Raw genomic sequence first — 19,722 nt, forward strand, 5'->3', positions numbered from 1 at the left:
ATGACACCGGCATACGGGGTGCACTGCCCCCAGGGACACGCGAGCGAGGCCAGCGACTACTGCGACGTCTGCGGCGCCCCGATGGCGCCGGGCGGTCCGGCCCAGCCGCCGGCACCGCAGGGTCAGCGACCCGCTGCCCCCGGCTTCCCGCAGGGTCCGGGTCCGCAGAGGCCGGGTCCGCAGGGGCCGGGACCGCAGGGTGCGGGTCCGCAGGGTCCGGGTCCGCAGGGTCCGGGACCGCAGGGGCGGCCGTACGGCGGCCAGCCCTACCCGCAGCAGGGCTATCCGCAGCAGGGCTATCCGCAGCAGGGGCGTCCCGGTGGCTATCCCCCGCCGCCCGGCCAGGGCATCCCGCAGCGGCCGCAGATGCCGCCGGCCGGGGCGTACCAGCCTCGCCCGCAGGGTCCGCAGCTCCGCCCGGGCGTACCCGGTCAGCCCGGCCCGCAGCCCGGTGCTCCGCAGCAGCCGCCGGCGGCCGATCCGTACGGTCGTCCGCCCGCCCGGGCTGCCGAGCCGCGCCCGGACGCTGCCGCGCAGCCCCCGTCGTCGGCTCCCGGGGGGTCGGCCGAGGCCGCCGAGGCGGTGTGCCCGAACTGCCGGTTCCCGAACCAGCCGAACGCGCTGTTCTGTGAGGCCTGTGGTTACGACTTCACCACCGGTACGCTGCCGCGGCCCACGCAGCCGTCGATCCTGGATATCGATACCCCGCTGCCCAGCGGAAGCCCGGCCCCGACGACTCCCCCGGCCCAGCCGTCTCCCACCAGCGCGGCCCAGCCGTCGTCCGCTGCCCCGGCGCAGCCTTCGCCCACTGCCCAGCAGCCCGCGGGTGCGCACCTCGACAGCGCGCAGCCGGACCACCCCGTGGCGCCGGCCCGCGCCGTCGAGGAGCCGGCCGCCGAGGAACCGGCTGCCGAGGGTCCCCGGTCGGGTTACCTGAACGAGCCGGTACCGCAGCGTGCCGAGGTTGCTGACCCGCAGCCGGGGGCGGCCCACCCGCAGCAGCCCGGGCCCGAGCCCCGGGGCACCGAGCAGCCCAACCCGTTCGCGGCGAATCCGTTCGCGGCCCCGGCCCAGGCACCCAGCACGCCGGTCGAACCGGCCCCCTCCGAGGTCGACAGCCCCCACGAGGCTCCTGCTGCGACGCTCGCGCAGCCCGTGGCAGACGCCGGCCCCAGCGCGGGTATCGGTGTTGCGGGCGGCTCGGGGTCCACCGCGTACGGCGCCCAACCCACCGAGGCGGCCCCGCAGCCGGTCCGACCCGCACCGGCACCGACGGAACCTCTGCCGGTCACCAATGGCGCCCCGGAGTTCGTCCCGGCCGGTCCCAGCACGCCGGCCGGACCGAGCACCCCGGCCGGACCCAGCACCCCGGTTGCCCCCGAGCCGGCGGCACCGCAGGCCCCCGCTGCCGAGGCCGCCGGTACCCCGGGCGCATCGGCGTACGCCCAGGTCCCGACGCCCGCTCCGGTGGAGCACAGCGGACCCGGCAGCGACACCGTGGAATGGGTGGCCGAGGTCTGGATCGATCCGGACTGGTACCGCCAGCAGGAGAGCCCCGATCCGCTGCCGTCACCCGGGCTGCCGCAGGTGCTGCCGTTGCGCGGCCGCTCGATTCTGATCGGTCGGTACTCCCGCTCCCGCAACATCACGCCCGATATCGACTGCGGCACCGACTCAGGGATCAGCCGGCGGCAGGCCCAGCTGACCAGCGACGGGACCCGGTGGTACATCGAGGATCTCGACTCGGCCAACGGCACCTACGTCGCCGACGCCTCGGGGCCGCTGCCGACCGAGCCGCTGCCGCCGGCCCGGAAGTTCGAGCTGGACCCCGACGATCGGATCTTTGTCGGGGCCTGGACCCGCGTCGTGCTGCGGCGAGCCACCCCGGAGGATCAGGAACTGTTCTGATCGCTGCTGTGCCGAGCGGGGGCCACTGTTCGCCAGTGGCCCCCGCTCGGCGTTTCCGGGGCCCTCGGCTCAGTGGAAGGGGCGCCGCTGGTCCAGCTTGACCGAGGCCCGGCCGGCCAGTTTCCAGATCCGCGCCGCGGCGTCCCGATCGGCGTCGTCGACGAGGTTTCCCATCCAGCGCAGCGCCAGGGTCATCAGGAAGCGGGACCGCATCCCCAGCGGCCCCAGCGTCGGCAGCAGTCCCGGAATGGTGACCAACTCGGCCAGCCTGCGGGCGATCGAGAATGCCTCGCCGTAGTGGGCGTACAGGATCCCCTGCCAGGCGGCACCGATCCGCGCCCGCGGATGGGAGGCGGCCAACAGTTCGGCCACCAGGCGCCCGGTCTCCAGGCCGTAGTCGATGCCCTCCCCGTTGAGCGGGTTCACACAGGCGGCGGCGTCGCCGATCAGCGCCCAGTTCGGGCCGGAGACCCCGCTGACCGCGCCGCCCATCGGCAACAGCGCCGAGGCTGGCTGCTGCAGGTCGCCGGTGAGCCGGAAGTCGTCGCGGATCCGGTCGGCGTAGGTGTGCATCAGCGGCTTGATCGCCACGTCGGCGGGCCGCTGGGCCGTCGCGAGGCTACCCGCCCCCAGATTGACCAGGCCGTTGCCGAGGGGGAAGATCCAGCCGTAGCCGGGCAGGTTCTCCCCGTCCTCGTCGTTGAGTTCGAGATGGGAGGAGATCCACGGGTCGTCGCTGCGTTCGGAGGTCACGTAGCTGCGCCCGGCAACGGCGTACACGGTCTCGCGGTGCCAGGTCCGGCCGAGCAGTTTGCCGAGCGGGGAGCGTACGCCATCGGCGACCACCAACCGCTGACAGGCGACCTCGAAGCGGCCCTGCGGACCCTCGAAGCTGACCGCGGCCACCCGGCCGGCCTCGATCCGCACATCCACCGCCCGGGCGCCGTCGATCGCGGTCGCGCCGTTGCTGACCGCGAGGGTACGCAGGTGGTCGTCGAACTCGGTACGCGGGACGGCCGACCCCCAGGTCGGGAACGCGCCCTCGGGCCAGCGCAGTTCCAGCACCTGACCGAACCCATGGGCGCGCAGGCCCTGGTTCACCGTGTGCGACCGCAGCCAGTCCGACAGGCCGAGCCGGTCCAGTTCGGCGATCGCCCGGGGCGTCAGGCCGTCCCCGCAGGTCTTGTCCCGGGGGAATCGGGCCGCGTCGATCAGGAGGGTGTCCAGTCCCAGTCGGGCGGCCCAGGCCGCCGCCGCCGAGCCGGCCGGGCCGGCTCCCACCACCAGGACATCGGTCTGCAACGTGCTCACCGTCCCAGTGTCCCAGTGCGCACCCTTGCGAGTCTGGGTAGTCTCACTGTTGCGCCACAGACGTACCGACCCCGGAGCCGCTGGTTTGCTGGACCCGGCAACGGCGTCGCTCACGGCGTCACACACAGGAGGAACAGTGGAAGTCAAGATCGGCATTCAGCACCTCGCCCGCGAGCTCAGCATCGATACCGAGAGCAGCGCCGAAGAGGTCCAGGACCAGCTGGCCAAGGCGATGGCCGAGGACGGCCTGCTCACGCTGACCGATGCCCAGGGCGCCCGGACCATGATCCGCGCCGACAAGATCGCCTACATCGAGCTCGGCCAGGAGCACCGCCGGCGCGTGGGCTTCGGCTCGGTCTGATCCGTCCGATGCGCTGGTTGCGTCGCTGGGCGGCCTGCCTGATCGTCCTCGCCATGATCGTCGGATACGTGGTGGTGGTTTTCTGGCAGGCCGGCCGCGGCACTCCCGGGGCGACGCCGGTGGGACAGGCCATGGTCTCCGCCGGGATCCTGGGGGTGTTGGCCCTGGTGCTGTCCCCGGCGTTCTTTCCGCGCGCCCGCTCCCATGCGTACGCCACCGAGCACCCCGATCAGGTGGCGGTGTACTTCCACCCGGCCTCGGTGCTCGCGATCTGGTTGCGACTGACGCTGCGGAACCTCGCCAAACGGGCCATCTGGGTCGATGTCTGGAAGGATCCGGCCGCGCAGGCCTTTCTGCGGGAGCAGCATCAGAACATGGACATCACCCCGACCGCGGTGCACCGGGGCGAGGTCAAGGCGCTCCCGAAGACCGAGTGGGTTGCCCAGCGGTTGCTGACCCAGTCCCCGGCTCCCGGGTCGGAGTCGACTTCCTCGAAGGACTCCGAATAGCCGCGCGAATCCAGCCTCGGGTCAGGCAGCTTCTGCGGTCTGCTGGGGACGGCCCGCGCCCACGATCTTCCCGGTGAGCGCCATCGACGCGGGCCAAGCGACCATCGCCAGCGCGAAAGCGATGGCCAGGCGATGATGAACTCCTTCGGCCACGTCACCAGCCAGTGCAGTGAGGGGCCTCCGGAGACCATCATGCCCAGCAGGCGGGACATGCACATCTCGCAATGCAGAGGGCCGGAATAACCACACCAGCCACGATCTTTCAGGCGTGGCCACCTTGACGGCGTGCCACCAAGATCGCGAAACCCCGAGTTGACTCATCCAGGATGCCCCGGGGGGTACTTCGTTGCCGCACCTCGTGTGCCCGCTGGAGAGGCGCCTGTCTGTCCAGGAGGATCGAGCTTCGGCACGGTCAGGCAGCGTCACCGTTGGGTGGGCAGCTTCGGTGCGCCGTGACGCTCGGTTACCGATGGCGACGTTGGGTGGGTTCGGTGACGCTCGATCACCCGCATCAGCCTCGGATCGTGTCCCGATCCTGCCGCCAGAAGCCCCGCAACGGCCCTAATCGCGATAGTTCGGCGGTCTGGTGGCAGAATCCGCCCACTCGGGGCTCGGGGCCCGCGTCCATTACGCGTTTGCTGAACGCGGGGTTACACTGGGGTGTTGTACGCAACCTGCGTACCCTCGGCGGCCGCCGCCGAGCCCGGTGTGTCGCCATGAGGTGACCGCCGCAGGCTTGATGCAGGCTGGCGCCGGACGCACATTGCCGGGTCCTGACGGGTCCGGGACCAAGCAAAGGCTGGAACCCTGTCCGAACACACGTTGACCACCGAGCCGACTGAGCTCGACCGCACCACCCCCGACGTCACCGACACCGACGTCACCGACACCCCCGACATCACCGACACCCCGGACATCGAGGTCTCCGACGAGCGCGCTCCGCAGCAGGAGACCTTTGCCGACCTCGGGGTCGTGGCACCGATCGTCGACGCGCTGGCCGAGGCCGGCATCCACCATCCGTTCCCGATCCAGTCGATGGCCATCCCGATCGCGGTCCAGGGCACCGACATGATCGGTCAGGCCCGCACCGGCACCGGCAAGACGCTGGCCTTCGGGATCAGCCTGCTGCAGCAGATCGTCACCGACAACGAGCCCGGCACCGCGCCCCAGGCCCTGGTGATCGCCCCGACCCGGGAGCTCGCCTCCCAGGTCTCCAAGGATCTGGCGCTGGCCGGTTCCAAGCTCGGCGCCCGCGTTCTGACCGTCTACGGCGGCGTCGGCTACGAACCGCAGTTGGACGCCCTGGCGGCCGGGGTCGATGTCGTCGTCGGCACGCCGGGCCGACTGCTCGACCTGGTGAACCGGCGCGCCCTGGATCTGCGCCACGTCAAGGTCGCCGTGCTCGACGAGGCCGACGAGATGCTCGACCTCGGCTTCCTCCCCGACGTGGAGAAGTTGCTGGCCAAGACGCCCAAGTCCCGCCAGACCCTGCTGTTCTCGGCCACGATGCCGTCGGCGATCATGGCGCTGGCCCGGGCGAACCTGAACTCCCCGGTCAATATCCGCGCCGAGCATCACGACGAGGCGACCACGGTCCCGCAGACCACGCAGTTCGTGTACCAGTGTCACCAACTCGACAAGCCCGAACTGGTCGCCCGCATCCTCCAGGCGCGCGACCGGGACAAGGTGATGATCTTCTGCCGCACCAAGCGTGCCGCCCAGCGGCTCGCCGATGATCTGGTCGAGCGTGGCTTCGACGCCGCCCCGATCCACGGCGACCTGCGCCAGGATGCCCGCGAACGCGCTCTGAAGAAGTTCCGCGAGGGCAGGATCAGTGTTCTGGTCGCCACCGACGTCGCCGCCCGCGGCATCGACGTCACCGGCGTCACCCACGTGATCAACTACGAGTGCCCCGAGGACTCCAAGACCTACGTGCACCGGATCGGCCGCACCGGTCGCGCCGGCGCCTCCGGGATCGCGGTCACCCTGGTCGACTGGGCCGACGTCACCCGGTGGAAGGTCATCAACAAGACCCTCGGGCTGGACTTCGCCGATCCGGTGGAGACCTACTCCACCTCGCCGCACCTGTTCGAGGACCTCGACATCCCCGAGGGCGCCAAGGGTCGGATCAGCGAGCCCGCCCCCGAGCCCGAGGATGACGCCGCCGCCGAGCGTCCCGCGCGGCCGCGGCGTACCCGCAACCGGCGCCGCACCCGCAACGGGGAGGTCGTCCGCGAGGGTGAGTCGACCGACGACGCTCCCGAATCCACGACCGACACGTCCGAGACCGCCGAGGCCGGGGAGCACAAGCCGCGTCGCCGTCGGCGCCGGCGGACCCGTCCGGCCGGCGAAACCGCGTCCGAATAACCCGCGCTCGTCGATTGGGAGGGGGCCGCGGCGCGGGACTAGAGTCAACATTCATGAACAACGCGCCAGCCCTCTCCTACGACGCCGGGCCCACCGATGTCCCCCTGCTCACCCAGACCCTGGGGGAAAGCCTGAGCGAGGCGGCCACCCGATTCGGTGACCGCGAGGCGCTGGTCGAGGTCTGGACCGGGCGACGTTGGACGTACGCCGAACTCGATGCCGAGGTCAACCGGGTCGCCCGCGCCGTGCTGGCCCTCGGGCTGGTCCCCGGCGATCGGGCCGCGGTGTGGTCGACCAACTGCGCGGAGTGGATGATCACCCAGTACGCGCTGACCAGGCTGGGCATCATCCTGGTCAACCTGAACCCCGCCTACCGCACCCACGAACTCGAGTTCGTGCTCAATCACTCCGGGGCCCGGGCACTGTTCGCCGCCCGGGATTACAAGTCGTCGAACTACGCGACCATGGTCGACCTGATCCGGACCAAGGTGCCCACACTGGAGTTCGTCGTCCACTGGGGCTCGCCGGAGGGTGATGTGTCCACCGATCCGTCCTGGCAGCAGTTCCTCGCCGGCGGGGACCGGGTCGCGCAGAGCGAGGTGGACCGGGTCGCCGACCAGGTCCATGCCGAGGATGCGGTCAACCTGCAGTACACCTCCGGGACGACCGGCTTCCCCAAGGGTGCCACCCTCACCCATCGCAACCTGCTCAACAACGGCTACTTCGTGGGTGAGGGCATCGCCCTGACCGAGCAGGATCGGCTGGTCATCCCGGTCCCCTACTTCCACTGCTTCGGCATGGTGATGTCGACGATCGCCTCGGTCACCCATGGCTCGACGATGATCCTGCCGCGCTCCACCTTCGAGCCGGCCAGTGTGCTGCAGGCGGTGCAGGACGAGAAGGCCACCGCGCTGCACGGCGTACCGACGATGTTCATCGCCGAACAGCATCTGCCGAACTTCGCTGACTACGACCTGTCCACGCTGCGTACCGGCATCATGGCCGGCTCCAACTGTCCGGTCGACACGATGAGCAACTGCATCGAGCTGATGCACATGTCCGAGGTCAGCATCTGTTACGGGATGACCGAGACCTCGCCGGTGTCGACCCAGACCCGCGGGGACGACGACATGGAGCAGCGCACCGTGACCGTGGGCCGGGTGAACCCGCACATCGAGATCAAGATCGTCGATCCGCAGTCGGGTCGCACCGTTCCCCGGGGCGAGACCGGCGAGCTGTGCACCCGCGGCTATTCGGTGATGCGCGAATACTGGGCCGCGCCCGAGCTGACCGCCGAGGCGATCGACTCCGACGGCTGGATGCACACCGGCGACCTGGCCCAGATGCGCGCCGACGGGTATGTGATGATCGTCGGCCGGATGAAGGACATGGTGATCCGCGGCGGGGAGAACATCTACCCCCGCGAGATCGAGGAGTTCTACCTGACGCGACCCGAGATCCGCGACATCCAGGTGGTCGGGGTCCCCGACGACACCTACGGCGAGGAATTGGTCGCGCTGATCCAGGTGGCGCCCGGACACACCGCCCCGACGCTGGAGGAGTTCCGCGGCTTCGCGGAGAACCAGCTGGCCCGGTTCAAGATTCCGCGCTACCTGCTGACCGTGGAGGAGTACCCGATGACCGTCTCGGGCAAGGTGCGCAAGATCGAACTGGTCGAGCAGGCGCTGGACCGGCTCGGGCTGCATCCCCACCCGAGCCGCCACCTGATCTGAGCCGCGCGGCCGGCGGGGTCAGCCCCGATGGTGATGCCGCCGGCTCATCGCGTTCTCCAGCCGATGGAAGTCCGCCTCGGTGGTCAGGTTGGCCCCCAGCGGGTGATTCTTCTTCCCGGTGCCGTGATAGTCGCTGCTGCCCAGCGCGACCACCCCGAGCGAGCGGGCCAGGGCCCGCAGCTCCGCGCGGGCGGCGGCGTTGTGCTCATTGTGATCGACCTCGAAGCCGTCCAGGCCGATCTCGCGCACCAGCTGGGTCAGCACCGACTCCGGCAGCACTTCCTTCGATCCCCGCCCCCACGGGTGCGCAATGATGCTGGCTCCCCCGGCGGCATGGATCAGGTCGATCCCGATCAGCAGTTCGGTGGCGTACCGGGGCACGTACGCCGGGCCGTCATCGGCCAGGAACCGATCGAAGGCCTCCTTGCGGTCGGCGACATGGCCGCGAGCCACCAGGGCGTCGGCGATGTGCGGGCGGCCCACCGACGGCGCGTCACCGACCTTGGCCATCACCTCGTCGGTGGTCACCGGGACGCCGAGTTCGGCGAGCAACCCGAGCGTACGCGGCAGGCGCTGTTTGCGGCCGGCCCGAATCTTGGCCAGCTCCACCGCGAGCGGTTGGTACTCCATGTCGCAGCCGTAGCCGAGCAGGTGCACCCCCTTGCCCTGATAGTCGCAGGAGATCTCGATCCCGGGCACGAACCCGATGCCGGCTGCGGCCGCCGCCGCGGTCGCCTCGGGGATCCCGCCGAAGGTGTCGTGGTCGCACAACGCGATCACGTCCAGCCCGGCCGCCACCGCGTTGTGGATCAACTCGGTGGGCGTGTCGGTCCCGTCGGACACCGAAGTATGGGTATGCAGATCAATGCGCACGGCAGCCTCCTGTCCGGACAAGCTACTTGCCCACGATAGGAGCCCCTTACCACCCAGTCAGTTTCGGACACTCGCCGGTGGTCAGGTCCCCCTGTCCCGGGGTCACAGGGACCGGATCGCCCGCAACGCCACCGACAGTCGCGCCAGATCGGGTTCGAACTCGGTCGCGGCGGCCACCACGCTCTCCACTCCGGCCAGGCCGCTCACCCGCTCCTTCCAGCGTTCCACCCGTTCGGCGGCATCGAGCCGTTCGTGCTCGTCCTCGCCCTCGGGTCCGCCGCTGCGGGAGAACACGTCCAGGGTGAGTTCGGCGTGCAGGTGCTGCAGATCGTCGCGCATCGACCCGCGCGCCAGCGAGTCCCACCGGTCCTGCCGGGGCAGCGCCGAGATCTGGTCACCGAGCTGATCCAGCCGCAGCACCTCGGCCACCTGCAGGTAGACCCGGGCCACCTCGAGCACGTCGCGTTCCATTTCCAGGGCCTGCTCGACGATGATCAGCGCCTCGAACAGGGTCGGGGCCGCGGCCACCACCGAGGCCAGCCGTTCGGGGACATCGGCGGCCATCAGCTCGGCCCGACGTTCCTCGGCCTGCGCGCCGGCGCGTCCGATCAGCAGTTGGGACAGGTTCGCCTTGATCGTGCCGACCGGCCCGGCGAACTGCTGGATCACCTCCGGGATATCGATCGGGGCCCGCCGGTTCTGCAACATCCAGCGGGTGCCGCGCTCGACCAGCCGGCGCAGTTCCACCCGGATCCGCGTCTGCACCTCCGCGCTGACGCGATGGTCCAGCCGCCGGGTCAGGGTTTCATCGGTCCCGACCGCGAAGATCGCCCGCGCGCTCAGCTGGGCCCGGATGATGTCCGGCACCGCGGCGCCGGTCTCATCGTGCAGCCGGTGCGCGACGGTGATCCCCGAGGCATTCACGAACCGGTTCACCGCCACGGTGGTGATGATCTCGCGGTGCAGTTGATGCTTGGGCATCCGGTCGGCGTACGCCTGCCGCAGCTGCTCCGGGAAGTAACTCAGCAGCCGATCGGCCAGGTAGGGATCCTCCGGCAGATCGGAGGCCAACACCTCATCGGCGATCGCGATCTTCGTCCAGGCCAGCACGGTGCACAGTTCGGGACCGGACAGGCCCTCGCCGGCCGCGACCCGTTCCTTCATCTGGCTCTCGGTGGGCAGCCCCTCCAACTTCCGGTCGATGTACCCGCGCCGGACCAGATCATCGATCAGCCGCTGGTGCACCGCGCAGGTCGACGCCGCGTGCGCCAGCGCATTGGCCAGTGCCAGATTCTGGTCGTAGTTGTGCGCGAGCACGTGCTCGGCCACCGTGTCGGTCATCGAGGCCAGCAACTCGTTGCGTTCGGGTACGCCCAGCCGGCCCGCCTCGACCTCGGTGGCCAGCAGGATCTTGATGTTCACCTCGTGGTCGGAGGTGTCCACGCCGGCGGAGTTGTCGATGAAGTCGGTGTTGAGCCGGCCGCCGGCGCGGGCGTACTCGACCCGGCCGGCCTGGGTCAGGCCCAGGTTGCCGCCCTCCCCGACCACCTGACAGCGCAGCTCGGCCCCGTTGATCCGCAGCGCGTCATTGGTCCGGTCGCCGACGTCCCGGTTCGTTTCCCCGGTGGCCTTCACATAGGTCCCGATCCCGCCGTTCCACAGCAGATCCACCGGGGCGGTCAGGATGGCCCGGATCAGGTCGTTCGGCGGCAGCGCGGTGACATCGGAGTCCAGCCCGAGCGCGATCTGCATCTGCGGGCTGACCGGGATCGACTTGGCCGTACGCGGCCACACTCCCCCGCCCTGACTGATCAGGTCGGTGTTGTAGTCGGCCCAACTGGAGCGCGGGAGGTCGAACAGCCGGGTCCGTTCGGCAAAGCCGGCGGCCGGGTCCGGATCGGGATCGACAAAGATGTGCAGATGGTTGAATGCGGCGACCAGCCCGATGTGCGGGGTGTAGAGCATCCCGTTGCCGAACACGTCGCCGGACATGTCGCCGATCCCCACGCAGGTGAAGTCGTCGTTGAACGGGTCGGTGCCGATCTCGCGGAAGTGCCGCTTGACCGACTCCCAGGCGCCGCGGGCGGTGATGCCCATCTCTTTGTGGTCGTATCCGGTGGCGCCGCCGGAGGCGAACGCGTCGCCGAGCCAGTAGCCGCGCTGCACCGCGATCTCGTTGGCCATGTCGGAGAAGCTGGCGGTGCCCTTGTCCGCGGCGACCACCAGATAGGGATCGGCGTCGTCGTAGCAGACCACGTCGGTGGGCCGGATGATCGGGCTGTCGCTCCCGGTCGCCCCGTCGGTGCCGGTGGCCAGGTCGTCGGTCACGTCCAGCAGCGCGTTGATGAAGATCCGGTAGCAGGCCTCTCCCTCGGCCCGCCACGCGTCACGATCGACGCTGGGATCGGGCAATCGTTTGGGATAGAAGCCGCCCTTGGCCCCGACCGGGACGATCACGGTGTTCTTCACCATCTGCGCCTTCACCAGACCGAGGATCTCGGTGCGGAAATCCTCGCGGCGATCCGACCAGCGCAACCCGCCCCGGGCCACCTTGCCGAAGCGCAGGTGGACCCCGCCCACCCGCGGAGAATCCACGAAGACTTCGTACGCCGGCCGCGGATGGGGCGCGTCGGTGAGCTGACCGGGCAGCACCTTCAGCGCGATCGCCCGATCCACCGCCGGCAGCCCGGGCAGGTCGTCGGTACGGAACGCATTGGTCCGCACGGTCGCGGCAAGCACGGACAGCATGGAGCGCAGGATCCGGTCCTGGTCCAGACTGGCGACCTGGTCCAGTTCCTCGGTCAGTTGCCCGGTGAGCGCGGTGACCCGTGCCGCGTCGTGCGCCGCCGGATCGAACTTGGCCCGGAACAGTTCCACCAGCCCGGTCGCCAGGATCGGATTGGCACGCAGCGCCTCGGCGATGTAGTTCTGCGAAAAGGGCAGGCCGAGCTGTCCGAGGTAGCGCGAGATGGCCCGCAGCCAGGACACCTCCTGCCACTCCAGCCCGGCGCGTACCACCAGTTCGTTCAACGAGTCGGCCCCGCAGCGGCCCTCGTAGGACGCCGCGAAAGCATCGGTGAAGCGCTTGCGGGCGATCGGGTCCCAGTCGCCCGGCGTACCGGGCACCTGCAGCCCGAAATCGAAGATCAGGTCGCGCGCGGAACCGGGGAGTTCCAGTTCGTAGGGCCGCTCGTCGACCACCCGGACGCCGAGCAGGCTCAGGTGTGGCATGACCTCCGACAGCGAGAAGCCCGCCCCCTGCCGAAAGACCTTGAGGCGCAGATCGACGCCGGGGTGGTCCCCCTCGGGCCGATACAGCACCATGTCCATCGGGTTGTCGGGCCCGAGTTGCCGCAGCGCCGCAATGTCCATCACCGCGTGCCGCGCGTCGAAGTCCTCCCGATACCCCGGGGGGAGCGCGGTGGCCACCGACCCGAGTGCCCCGGCCTCCTCGACGCCGCGGATTTCGTCGGCGAAGTCGTCGTCCCAGTTCCGGGCCGCCGCGCGGAGTTCGGCCTCCACCGCGGCGGAGTCGACCGGGGGCAGCGTCGCGCCGGGGGCCACGCGTACGGTGAAATGCAGCCGGGCCAGCAAGGATTCGCTCATCCGCGCCTGGTAGTCGACCGATTCGCCGTCGAAGTGCTTGCGCAGGATCGCTTCCATCTTCAGCCGGACCCGGGTGGTGTACCGGTCCCGCGGCAGGAACACCAGCACCGAGGCATAGCGGCCGTACCGGTCCCCGCGCCAGAACAGCCGGACCTGGCGACGCTCCTTGAGCCGGGAGACCTGTTCGATCGTCGGGGCGAGCTCCTCGGCGGTGCCCTGGAAGAGTTCGTCGCGCGGATAGGACTCGATCACCCCGACCACCGACTTCGCCCCGTGCGAGTCGGGTTCATAGCCGGAGTGCCGCAGAATCTGATCGGCCTTGGAGCGCAGCAGCGGAATCCGGTGGACCGATTCGGCGTACGCGGAGACGGTGAACAGGCCCAGGAACCGGCGCTCGCCCAGCACCTCACCAGCATCGTTCATCAACCGGACGCCGATGTAGTCCCGGAAGCTGGGCCGGTGCACCCGGGCCCGGCGGTTGTCCTTGGTGATCACCAGAATCTGCGAGGCCTCCCCCGGCAGCGGAAGCGCACCGAAGGCGTTGTCGACCTCGTGCTCCTCGCGCAGGATGCCCAGCCCGGACCCGGCGATCGGTTCGTAGCGGGCGTGCCCCCCGGCCGCGTCGACCAGGCGGAACTCGTGGTAGCCGAGGAAGGTGTAGTTGTCGGCAACCAGCCATTCCAGCAGATCGATCGCCTGCGCCAACTGGGCGTCGTCCCCGGCCTGGCGCTGCAGCAGCGCGATCGTCTCGTGGACGCGTTCGACCATCGGGCGCCAGTCGGAGGTGACCAGTTCGATCCGGGCCAGCGCGGCCGCCAGCCCCTCGATCAGTGCGGCGGCGAGTTCGTCGCGGGACTTGTCACAGGTCGGCGGCAGCAGTTCCAGATGGATCCACGACTCCCGGTGCAGCCCCGGGTCGCTGAACGCGGGGGCTTCGGACAGGATCTCCTGCAGTTCCCCGTCGGCGGTGCGGCGTACGCTGAACTGCGGATGCACCAGATCCTGGATGTTCCAGTGCTGCCGCAGTGCCTCCATGCTCATCGTGTCGACCAGGAACGGCAGATCCTTGCTGACGATCTGGACGACCGCCGCCCCGACGTCCCACCCGTCCCCCTCGGGATCGGGCCAGTGCACCTCGATCCGGGGCCCGTCACCGCCACGGCCGGCCAGTTTGAAGTGGCGCAGCATGATCCCGCACAGCGCCTCCGGGCTGCGGGTGTCCTGGTCCTGATCGTCCACGTGGCGCAGATAGCGGCGGACCACCCGTTCGACATCGGTTCCCTCGGGCAGCAGCCCGGAGCGGCTCACTGACTCCACCAACGCTGACGGCAGTCCAGACATGTCTTCCTCCCGGTGAGTTCCCTCACCCTATCGAGCGGCGAAACGGCATGGAACAGCACCGGGTCGCCGATCGGGTTCGGCATGATGACCCCATGGAGATCAATGCTCGCGCCGACTTCGCCGCGCCGACCGGTGCCGTGTTCACGATGTTGACCACCGAGGAGTATCTGCGGCGGGTCAGTGCCGCGGCCGAGGCGACCGAGGCCGAGGAGAGCGTGTCCGGCGCGGTCACCCGGACGCGCCGGGCCCTGCCCGCCCCCGAACCGCTGCACGCGGTGACCGGCCGCACGGTGACGGTGACCCAGGTGATCGACTGGGGCGCCCCGGACCAGTCGGGGACGCATCGGGGCCGGATCCGGATCACCGTGGAGGGCCAGCCGGCCCGGATGGAAGGCACCGCGGATCTGGTGCCGACCCCCTCGGGGACCACTGTCCGGATCCGCGGCGACTTCGAGGTGAAGCTGCCGCTGTTCGGCCGCAAGGTCGAGCAACTGTGCGCCCCGATGATCAGCGACGCGATCGGGGTCGAGCAGAGTGTCGGCACCCAGTGGCTGGCCGAGCATCCCGAGGGCCGCTGAGTTGAGCAACCGCTACACCCACGGCCACCACGAGTCGGTGCTGCGCTCGCACCGCCGGCGCACCGCGGAGAACTCCGCGGGCTACCTGGTGCCGCACCTGTCGGGCGACCAGGACTTGCTCGACGTGGGCTGTGGCCCCGGCACGATCACGGTCGACCTGGCCGCCCGGGTGCGCCGGGTGACCGCGCTGGAGGTGTCCGAACCGGCCCTGCAGCTGGCCCGGGAGACCGCCACCGCGGCCGGCGTGGCCAATATCGACTTCGCCATCGGCGACGCGCAGCACCTGGACCTGCCCGACGCCTGCTTCGATGTGGTGCATGCCCACCAAGTGCTCCAGCATCTGGCCGACCCGGTCGCGGCGCTGCGCGAGATGATCCGGGTCACCCGGCCCGGCGGGCTGGTCGCGGTCCGGGACGCGGACTACCACGGGTTCATCTGGTATCCCGCCGTCCCCGGTCTGGACCGGTGGCTCGAGCTGTACCAGGAGGTCGCCCGGGCCAATCACGCCGAACCGGACGCCGGCCGGCACCTGTACGCCTGGGCGCTGGCCGCGGTCGGCGACGCGAGCACCGGGTCGGCCGCGGAAGTAATCCCCTCGGCATCGGCCTGGTGTTTCGCCACCGAGGCCGACCGGAGCTGGTGGAGCGAGTCCTGGGCCGCCCGGGCCACCGAGTCGGACTTCGCCGAGCAGGCCCGGGAAGCCGGCCACCCCGACACCGAACTCGCCGCGATCGCGGCCGCCTGGCGGGAATGGGGCGCCAGTCCCGGCGGGTGGCTGCTGATCCCGCACGGGGAGGTGCTGATCCGCACGCAGTGACCCGGGCTCAGCCGGCCTTTTTGCGGGACTTCTTCGGGACCGATTCGGTGGCCGCCGGTTCGGGCGTACCGCCCTCGCGGCGCTTCTTCGCCGCCTCGACCGAGGCGCGCAGCGCGGCAACCAGGTCGACCACATCGGCCTCCTTGGGGGACGCGGCGGTCTCCTCGGGCACTTCGGTCCCGGCCAGTTTGGCCTGCACGACCTCTTCGAGCGCCTCGCGGTAGTCGTCGGTGTAGTCCTCGGGGTTGAAGTCACCTTCCAGGGCCTCGATGAAGGTCTGCGCCATCGCGACCTCCGCGTCGGAAACACTGATCTCGGCCGGCGGTGCGGCGAAGGAGCCGTCGCGCAGTTCATCGGGCCACAGCATCGTGTGCATCAGCAGCAGGTCGTCCTTGACCCGGACCAGGGCCAGGTTCTCCCGCGAGCGCAGCGCGACCTTCACCACGGCTGCCTTGCCCGCGGCCTTCAGGGCGTCGCGCAGCAGCACGTACGGCTTGGCGCCGGGCCCGTCGGCCTGCAGGAAGTAGGTCTTGTTGAAGTAGGTCGGGTCGACCTCGGCCTCGTCGACGAACTCCATCACCTCCACCGCCTTGGTGGTGCTCAGCGGCAGGTTGTCGAAGTCGGACTTCTCCAGGATGGCCAGCCGCCCATCGGGGGTCTCGTAGCCCTTGGCGATCTCGTTGTACGGGATCTCCTGCTCGCAGATCTCGCAGACCCGTTTGTACTTGATCCGGCCACCGTCGGCGGGGTGCACCTGGCGGAAGGAGATGTCCTTCTCCTCGGTGGCGGAGTACAGCTTGACCGGGATCGAGACCAGCCCGAAGGAGATCGCGCCCTTCCAGATCGAACGTGGCATGGTCGTCATTCTCCTTGGTCCGGGGTCAGCACCCCGGTCAACTGCGCGCCGAGGTCGGCGGCCTCGCCGGGGGCGTACCACAGCAGGTCGTGGTCGCTGACGAACTGCTGCACCGCCGGATCGTCCCAGGCGGCTTCGAGCGTACGCCCGGCCCAGGCCGCACTCAGCGCCGCGCGGTCCGCGGCGGCGGCCGGCTCATCGGCGAACCAGGCCCGGATCCGGCGCGGGTCCACCGCGGGCACCGCGACGGTCCCGTACGCGACCGGGGCCACCGATCCGGGCAGCCGGTCCACCTCGACGGCGCAGACCAGCCGGGGCCGGTCGGCCAGCACCCCGGCCAGGGAGGCGAACACCTGGGCGGCATAGTCGGGTTCCTCCGGGTCCCCGTCCGGGGCGTACCCGAAGGTCGCCAGCAGCGCGGGGGTGGCGGCGTACGCGGGCCCGGCCGGGGTCACCGGCCCCTGGGTCAGGGCCTGCAGGTCCGCCACCGTGCAGGCGACGAAGACCAGGGGGCGCTCACTGCTCGGCATCGGCGCTCCCCAGGGCGGCCTCGAGTTCGGCCAGCGCACTGTGCAGGCACTCGGCCAGCAGGTCCAGGTCGGCGACCCCGGTGCGGTCCCCGACCAGGCCGAAGCAGACCCGGCCGGCATAGGAGGTGATGCCGATCGCGAGCTGGTGTCCGGGCTCCAGCGGCAGCACCGGGAAGCTCGCCACCAGCTCCGCGGTCCCGGCGTACAGGGTGTGCTGGGGTCCGGGCACGTTGGTGATCAGCAGGTCGTGCGGGCGACGGACCAGGTCCCCACCGACCCGTACGCCGAGCGCGTGCAGGGTGCCCGGGGCGAAGCCGGCCAGATCGGAGAGGGTGCGCGCATCGACCGCCCGGCCGCGGTCGGTGTGGGCATGGGTGCCGAAGGCGACCTGGTCGAGCCGGATCTTCGGGTTGGGTTCTCCGATCGGCAACGCCATCAGATGCCCGACCACCTTGGTGCCCGGCGCCAGCACCTCCTCGGATTCGTCGGTGACACTCATCGGCACCAGGGCCAGCAGGTCCGGGCGCTGGACGACGCCCTCGGAGCGGGCCGCCAGCCACAGCCGCAGCGCCCCGGTGACCACCGCGAGCACCAGATCGTTGATGGTGCGGTGTGGCGCCAGCGCGTTCAGCTCCTTGAGCCGGGCGAGTTCGATGACCTCCATCGCGACCCGGCGGTGCTGGCTGATCGGCCCGGCCAGCGGCGAGTCAAGCCGGGGTCGGCTGCGCCGCAGGGCCAGCGAGGCCAGATCCCCGAAGGCACCGCCGACGCCGCCGACCGCCTCCCCGACGGCGACCATCGCGCCGAGGGCGCCGGTGACGGTACGCTGCGCCGTCCGGACCAGGGCCTCGGAATCGGCCAGCCCCTCCTGCAGCCCACTGAGCACCAGGTCCACCGGACGCGGTTCGGCGGCCGGTTCCCAGTCGGCTCCGAAGTCCTCCTCATCGGGATCGGGCTCGGTGTCCAGCAGCACCTGGGCCAGGTCGACCGCGTCGACGCCGTCGATCAGCACCGGATGGGTCTTGGAGACCACCGCGAACCGGTTGTCGGCCAGGCCCTCGACCAGGTAGCACTCCCACAGCGGGCGGCTGCGGTCCAGCCGGCGGGATTCGACCCGGCCGGCGAACTCGCGCAGCTGCTGCCAGCTGCCCGGGCGGGGCAACGCGGCCCGGCGTACGTGATAGTTCAGATCGAAGTCCTCGTCGTCGACCCAGACCGGGGCCGCGAGGCCGCCGGGCACGTTGCGCACCCGCATCCGGTAGCGGGGCACGAACGCCAGTCGGGACCGAATGAGTTCGACGAGGCTCTGCGGGTCGAACCCGTCAGGAATGCGAAAGATGTCGATCGAGCCGACGTGCCCCGGGGTGTGCTGGGTATCGACGGCCAGCATCGACGTCTCGCGGTCGGTGAGGCGTTCTGGCATGGCGTCTACGCTACCCGGCCCCGAGTTGTCCACAGGGTGCCGCCCCGGATGTGGCGCGCGGACCGGCCGCGGCGGCAGAGTCGAACCATGAGTTGCCTGCGGATCGAACCGCTGCCCGATCACCGCCCGCCCCCGCTGCTGCGGCTGGCCCCCGAGCCCGAGACCTGGCCCACGCTGCCGTTGACCGAGGATCCCCCCGAGGTGGCCGAGGCCCCGGCGGATCCGCAGGCGCGGGCGTTCGCGGTCACCCTGGTCCGGGCGATCGTCGAGGTGTTGGGCGCCCGGCGCCCGCCGGCCCAGCTCACCCGTTGGGTCAGCGACGAACTGTTGGGTGATGTGCACCTGCTGGCCCGGCTGTACGCCCGCTCCCCCGAGCGCCCGCGGCTGTGCAGTGTGCACGTGCAGTTCCCCCGGGCCGACGCCGCCGAGGTGGCCGCCCGGCTGGAACGCGCGGGGCGCTCCTCGGCGCTCGCGTTGCGGTTGGACCGGGTCGGTGATCGGTGGCTGGGGCAGACGATCTGTTTCGGCCCGCCCGCCCTGGTGTCAGCTCCGGTTGGTGTAGGTCTTGCCGGGTGAGGTGGAGCCGAACAGTTCGGTGACCGTCACCACCTGGTAGCCGTCGTTCTGCAGGTCGGTGACCACGTTCTCCACCGCGTCCACGGTGGTGGAGTGGATGTCGTGCATCAGGATCACCGAGCCGTTGCGGGTCTGCTGGGCGACGACCTTGCGGATCGCGGTCGGATTGCGCGACTGCCAGTCCAGGGTGTCGACATCCCACAGGATGACCGCTTCGCCGGTCTCCCCGGCGATCTCCCGGACGGTGGAGTTGGTGGCGCCGTACGGCGGCCGGAAGACCTTCGTGGTCTTCCCGGTGGTGTCGGCGATGCGCTGCTGATTGCCGCTGATCTCCTTGCGGACGCCGGCCGCTCCGAGCTTGGTGAGATCGGGGTGGGAGATGCTGTGGTTGGCGACTTCCATGCCGGGGGTGTCGGCGACCCGTTTGGCCATCGCCGGGTCGGCCTTCACATTGACCCCCTGCATGAAGAAGGTCGCCCGGGCGCCCTTGCGGTTCAGGATGTCCAGCAGCCGGCCGGTGTCCTTGCCGGGGCCGTCGTCGAAGGTGAGCGCCACGCACTTGACCTGGCCGCAGTCGACCTGGCCGGCGGGCATCGGCTTGGCGGGGCCGGACGTCGCCGCGGGGCTCGCCGAGCCGCTCGGGGTCGCGGTGCCCTTGGGAGTGGCGGTGCCGCCCGGGGTGGCGGTGCCCCTGGGGGTCGCGGTGCCCTGCGGGGTGCCGCTCGCGCCGGGGGTCGCCGTGGCGGACGCGGCGGGGGTCGGATCGGCGGTGGGTTCCGGCGTACGGGTCGGCGTCGGGGTGCTGATCGGGGCGGGGGTCACTTCCGGGGTCGCGCTGGTGGTACTCGCGCACGCCGGGACGGCCAGCACGGCCAGTGCCAGGGGCACCGCGAGCAGCCGGGGGGAAGGCATCGGACGCATGCGCGACACCCT

General features: G+C 70.6%; 16 protein-coding genes. 8 read left to right on the forward strand and 8 right to left on the reverse strand.

Annotation, left to right across the window (positions count from 1 at the left end):
* Positions 1-1,908 (forward strand): FHA domain-containing protein, encoded by a 1,908-nt coding sequence (locus tag G531_RS26600; RefSeq protein WP_051214901.1) that lies wholly within the window; start codon positions 1-3, stop codon positions 1,906-1,908.
* A gap of 69 nt (positions 1,909-1,977) precedes the next feature.
* Here G531_RS26600 and G531_RS0101665 read toward each other — a convergent pair whose 3' ends face one another.
* A complete protein-coding gene (locus tag G531_RS0101665) occupies positions 1,978-3,219 on the reverse strand; it encodes a geranylgeranyl reductase family protein (RefSeq protein WP_217996372.1) in 1,242 nt (413 codons plus the stop codon).
* Positions 3,220-3,355: 136 nt separating this feature from the next.
* On the opposite strand from G531_RS0101665, the gene G531_RS0101670 reads away from it, so the two are divergent.
* Both G531_RS0101670 and G531_RS24220 read left to right on the forward strand, forming a co-directional pair.
* A complete protein-coding gene (locus tag G531_RS0101670; RefSeq protein ID WP_026925923.1) occupies positions 3,356-3,580 on the forward strand; it encodes a DUF3107 domain-containing protein in 225 nt (74 codons plus the stop codon).
* A gap of 8 nt (positions 3,581-3,588) precedes the next feature.
* Positions 3,589-4,089 carry a hypothetical protein gene (locus G531_RS24220; protein ID WP_051214902.1) on the forward strand — a complete coding sequence of 167 codons (501 nt, stop codon included), beginning with the start codon at positions 3,589-3,591 and terminating at the stop codon, positions 4,087-4,089.
* A gap of 21 nt (positions 4,090-4,110) precedes the next feature.
* On the opposite strand, the gene G531_RS26865 is transcribed toward G531_RS24220, so the two are convergent.
* Positions 4,111-4,242: a hypothetical protein gene (locus tag G531_RS26865; protein WP_281177484.1), complete on the reverse strand. Its 132-nt coding sequence runs from the start codon at positions 4,240-4,242 to the stop codon at positions 4,111-4,113.
* A 669-nt stretch (positions 4,243-4,911) separates the two neighbouring features.
* On the opposite strand from G531_RS26865, the gene G531_RS19710 reads away from it, so the two are divergent.
* Both G531_RS19710 and G531_RS0101685 read left to right on the forward strand, forming a co-directional pair.
* On the forward strand, positions 4,912-6,456 hold the full coding sequence (locus G531_RS19710) for a DEAD/DEAH box helicase (RefSeq protein ID WP_373277273.1): 1,545 nt from the start codon (positions 4,912-4,914) through the stop codon (positions 6,454-6,456).
* A gap of 53 nt (positions 6,457-6,509) precedes the next feature.
* Positions 6,510-8,189, forward strand: a complete 1,680-nt coding sequence (locus G531_RS0101685; RefSeq protein WP_026925924.1) for an AMP-binding protein — start codon at positions 6,510-6,512, stop codon at positions 8,187-8,189.
* A gap of 18 nt (positions 8,190-8,207) precedes the next feature.
* On the opposite strand, the gene G531_RS0101690 is transcribed toward G531_RS0101685, so the two are convergent.
* Both G531_RS0101690 and G531_RS0101695 read right to left on the reverse strand, forming a co-directional pair.
* Positions 8,208-9,062, reverse strand: a complete 855-nt coding sequence (locus G531_RS0101690; protein ID WP_026925925.1) for a PHP domain-containing protein — start codon at positions 9,060-9,062, stop codon at positions 8,208-8,210.
* A 102-nt stretch (positions 9,063-9,164) separates the two neighbouring features.
* Positions 9,165-14,009 carry an NAD-glutamate dehydrogenase gene (locus G531_RS0101695; protein WP_026925926.1) on the reverse strand — a complete coding sequence of 1,615 codons (4,845 nt, stop codon included), beginning with the start codon at positions 14,007-14,009 and terminating at the stop codon, positions 9,165-9,167.
* A gap of 92 nt (positions 14,010-14,101) precedes the next feature.
* Here G531_RS0101695 and G531_RS24225 point away from each other — a divergent pair, with 92 nt between their 5' ends.
* Positions 14,102-14,587 carry a DUF2505 domain-containing protein gene (locus G531_RS24225; protein ID WP_081683758.1) on the forward strand — a complete coding sequence of 162 codons (486 nt, stop codon included), beginning with the start codon at positions 14,102-14,104 and terminating at the stop codon, positions 14,585-14,587.
* 1 nt (position 14,588) lies between these two features.
* Complete coding sequence (locus tag G531_RS0101705; protein WP_026925928.1) at positions 14,589-15,404, forward strand: class I SAM-dependent methyltransferase; 816 nt, start codon at positions 14,589-14,591, stop codon at positions 15,402-15,404.
* 7 nt (positions 15,405-15,411) lie between these two features.
* Here the strand turns inward: G531_RS0101705 and ku are convergent, their stop codons facing one another.
* Genes ku through G531_RS19725 form a run of 3 tightly spaced genes read right to left on the reverse strand, consistent with a single transcriptional unit; the run spans position 15,412 to position 18,213 of the window.
* Positions 15,412-16,260: a non-homologous end joining protein Ku gene (ku, locus tag G531_RS19720; RefSeq protein WP_035756921.1), complete on the reverse strand. Its 849-nt coding sequence runs from the start codon at positions 16,258-16,260 to the stop codon at positions 15,412-15,414.
* Between the two features lie 5 nt (positions 16,261-16,265).
* Positions 16,266-16,790, reverse strand: coding sequence for a DUF6912 family protein (locus G531_RS0101715; protein ID WP_026925929.1), 525 nt, complete (start codon positions 16,788-16,790; stop codon positions 16,266-16,268).
* Positions 16,777-18,213, reverse strand: a complete 1,437-nt coding sequence (locus G531_RS19725) for a wax ester/triacylglycerol synthase family O-acyltransferase (RefSeq protein WP_035756814.1) — start codon at positions 18,211-18,213, stop codon at positions 16,777-16,779. Before G531_RS19725 ends, G531_RS0101715 begins: the two co-directional genes overlap by 14 nt.
* An 87-nt stretch (positions 18,214-18,300) precedes the next feature.
* Between G531_RS19725 and G531_RS24230 the strand changes: the two genes are divergently transcribed.
* Complete coding sequence (locus G531_RS24230) at positions 18,301-18,789, forward strand: Rv3235 family protein (protein ID WP_051214903.1); 489 nt, start codon at positions 18,301-18,303, stop codon at positions 18,787-18,789.
* Here the strand turns inward: G531_RS24230 and G531_RS24235 are convergent.
* Positions 18,757-19,710: a polysaccharide deacetylase family protein gene (locus tag G531_RS24235; protein ID WP_051214904.1), complete on the reverse strand. Its 954-nt coding sequence runs from the start codon at positions 19,708-19,710 to the stop codon at positions 18,757-18,759. The genes G531_RS24230 and G531_RS24235 overlap by 33 nt on opposite strands.
* Positions 19,711-19,722 lie beyond the last annotated feature (12 nt).

The organism is Granulicoccus phenolivorans DSM 17626 = NBRC 107789 = JCM 15570 (assembly GCF_000423085.1).
Lineage (GTDB): Bacteria > Actinomycetota > Actinomycetes > Propionibacteriales > Propionibacteriaceae > Granulicoccus > Granulicoccus phenolivorans.

Coding starts and splice junctions, on each gene's coding strand:
- G531_RS26600 (WP_051214901.1), top strand. CDS start 1: ATGACACCGGCATACGGGGTGCACTGCCCCCAGGGACACGCGAGCGAG.
- G531_RS24220 (WP_051214902.1), top strand. CDS start 3,589: ATGCGCTGGTTGCGTCGCTGGGCGGCCTGCCTGATCGTCCTCGCCATG.
- G531_RS0101685 (WP_026925924.1), top strand. CDS start 6,510: ATGAACAACGCGCCAGCCCTCTCCTACGACGCCGGGCCCACCGATGTC.
- G531_RS0101695 (WP_026925926.1), bottom strand. CDS start 14,009: ATGTCTGGACTGCCGTCAGCGTTGGTGGAGTCAGTGAGCCGCTCCGGG.
- G531_RS24225 (WP_081683758.1), top strand. CDS start 14,102: ATGGAGATCAATGCTCGCGCCGACTTCGCCGCGCCGACCGGTGCCGTG.
- ku (WP_035756921.1), bottom strand. CDS start 16,260: ATGCCACGTTCGATCTGGAAGGGCGCGATCTCCTTCGGGCTGGTCTCG.
- G531_RS0101715 (WP_026925929.1), bottom strand. CDS start 16,790: ATGCCGAGCAGTGAGCGCCCCCTGGTCTTCGTCGCCTGCACGGTGGCG.
- G531_RS19725 (WP_035756814.1), bottom strand. CDS start 18,213: ATGCCAGAACGCCTCACCGACCGCGAGACGTCGATGCTGGCCGTCGAT.
- G531_RS24230 (WP_051214903.1), top strand. CDS start 18,301: ATGAGTTGCCTGCGGATCGAACCGCTGCCCGATCACCGCCCGCCCCCG.
- G531_RS24235 (WP_051214904.1), bottom strand. CDS start 19,710: ATGCGTCCGATGCCTTCCCCCCGGCTGCTCGCGGTGCCCCTGGCACTG.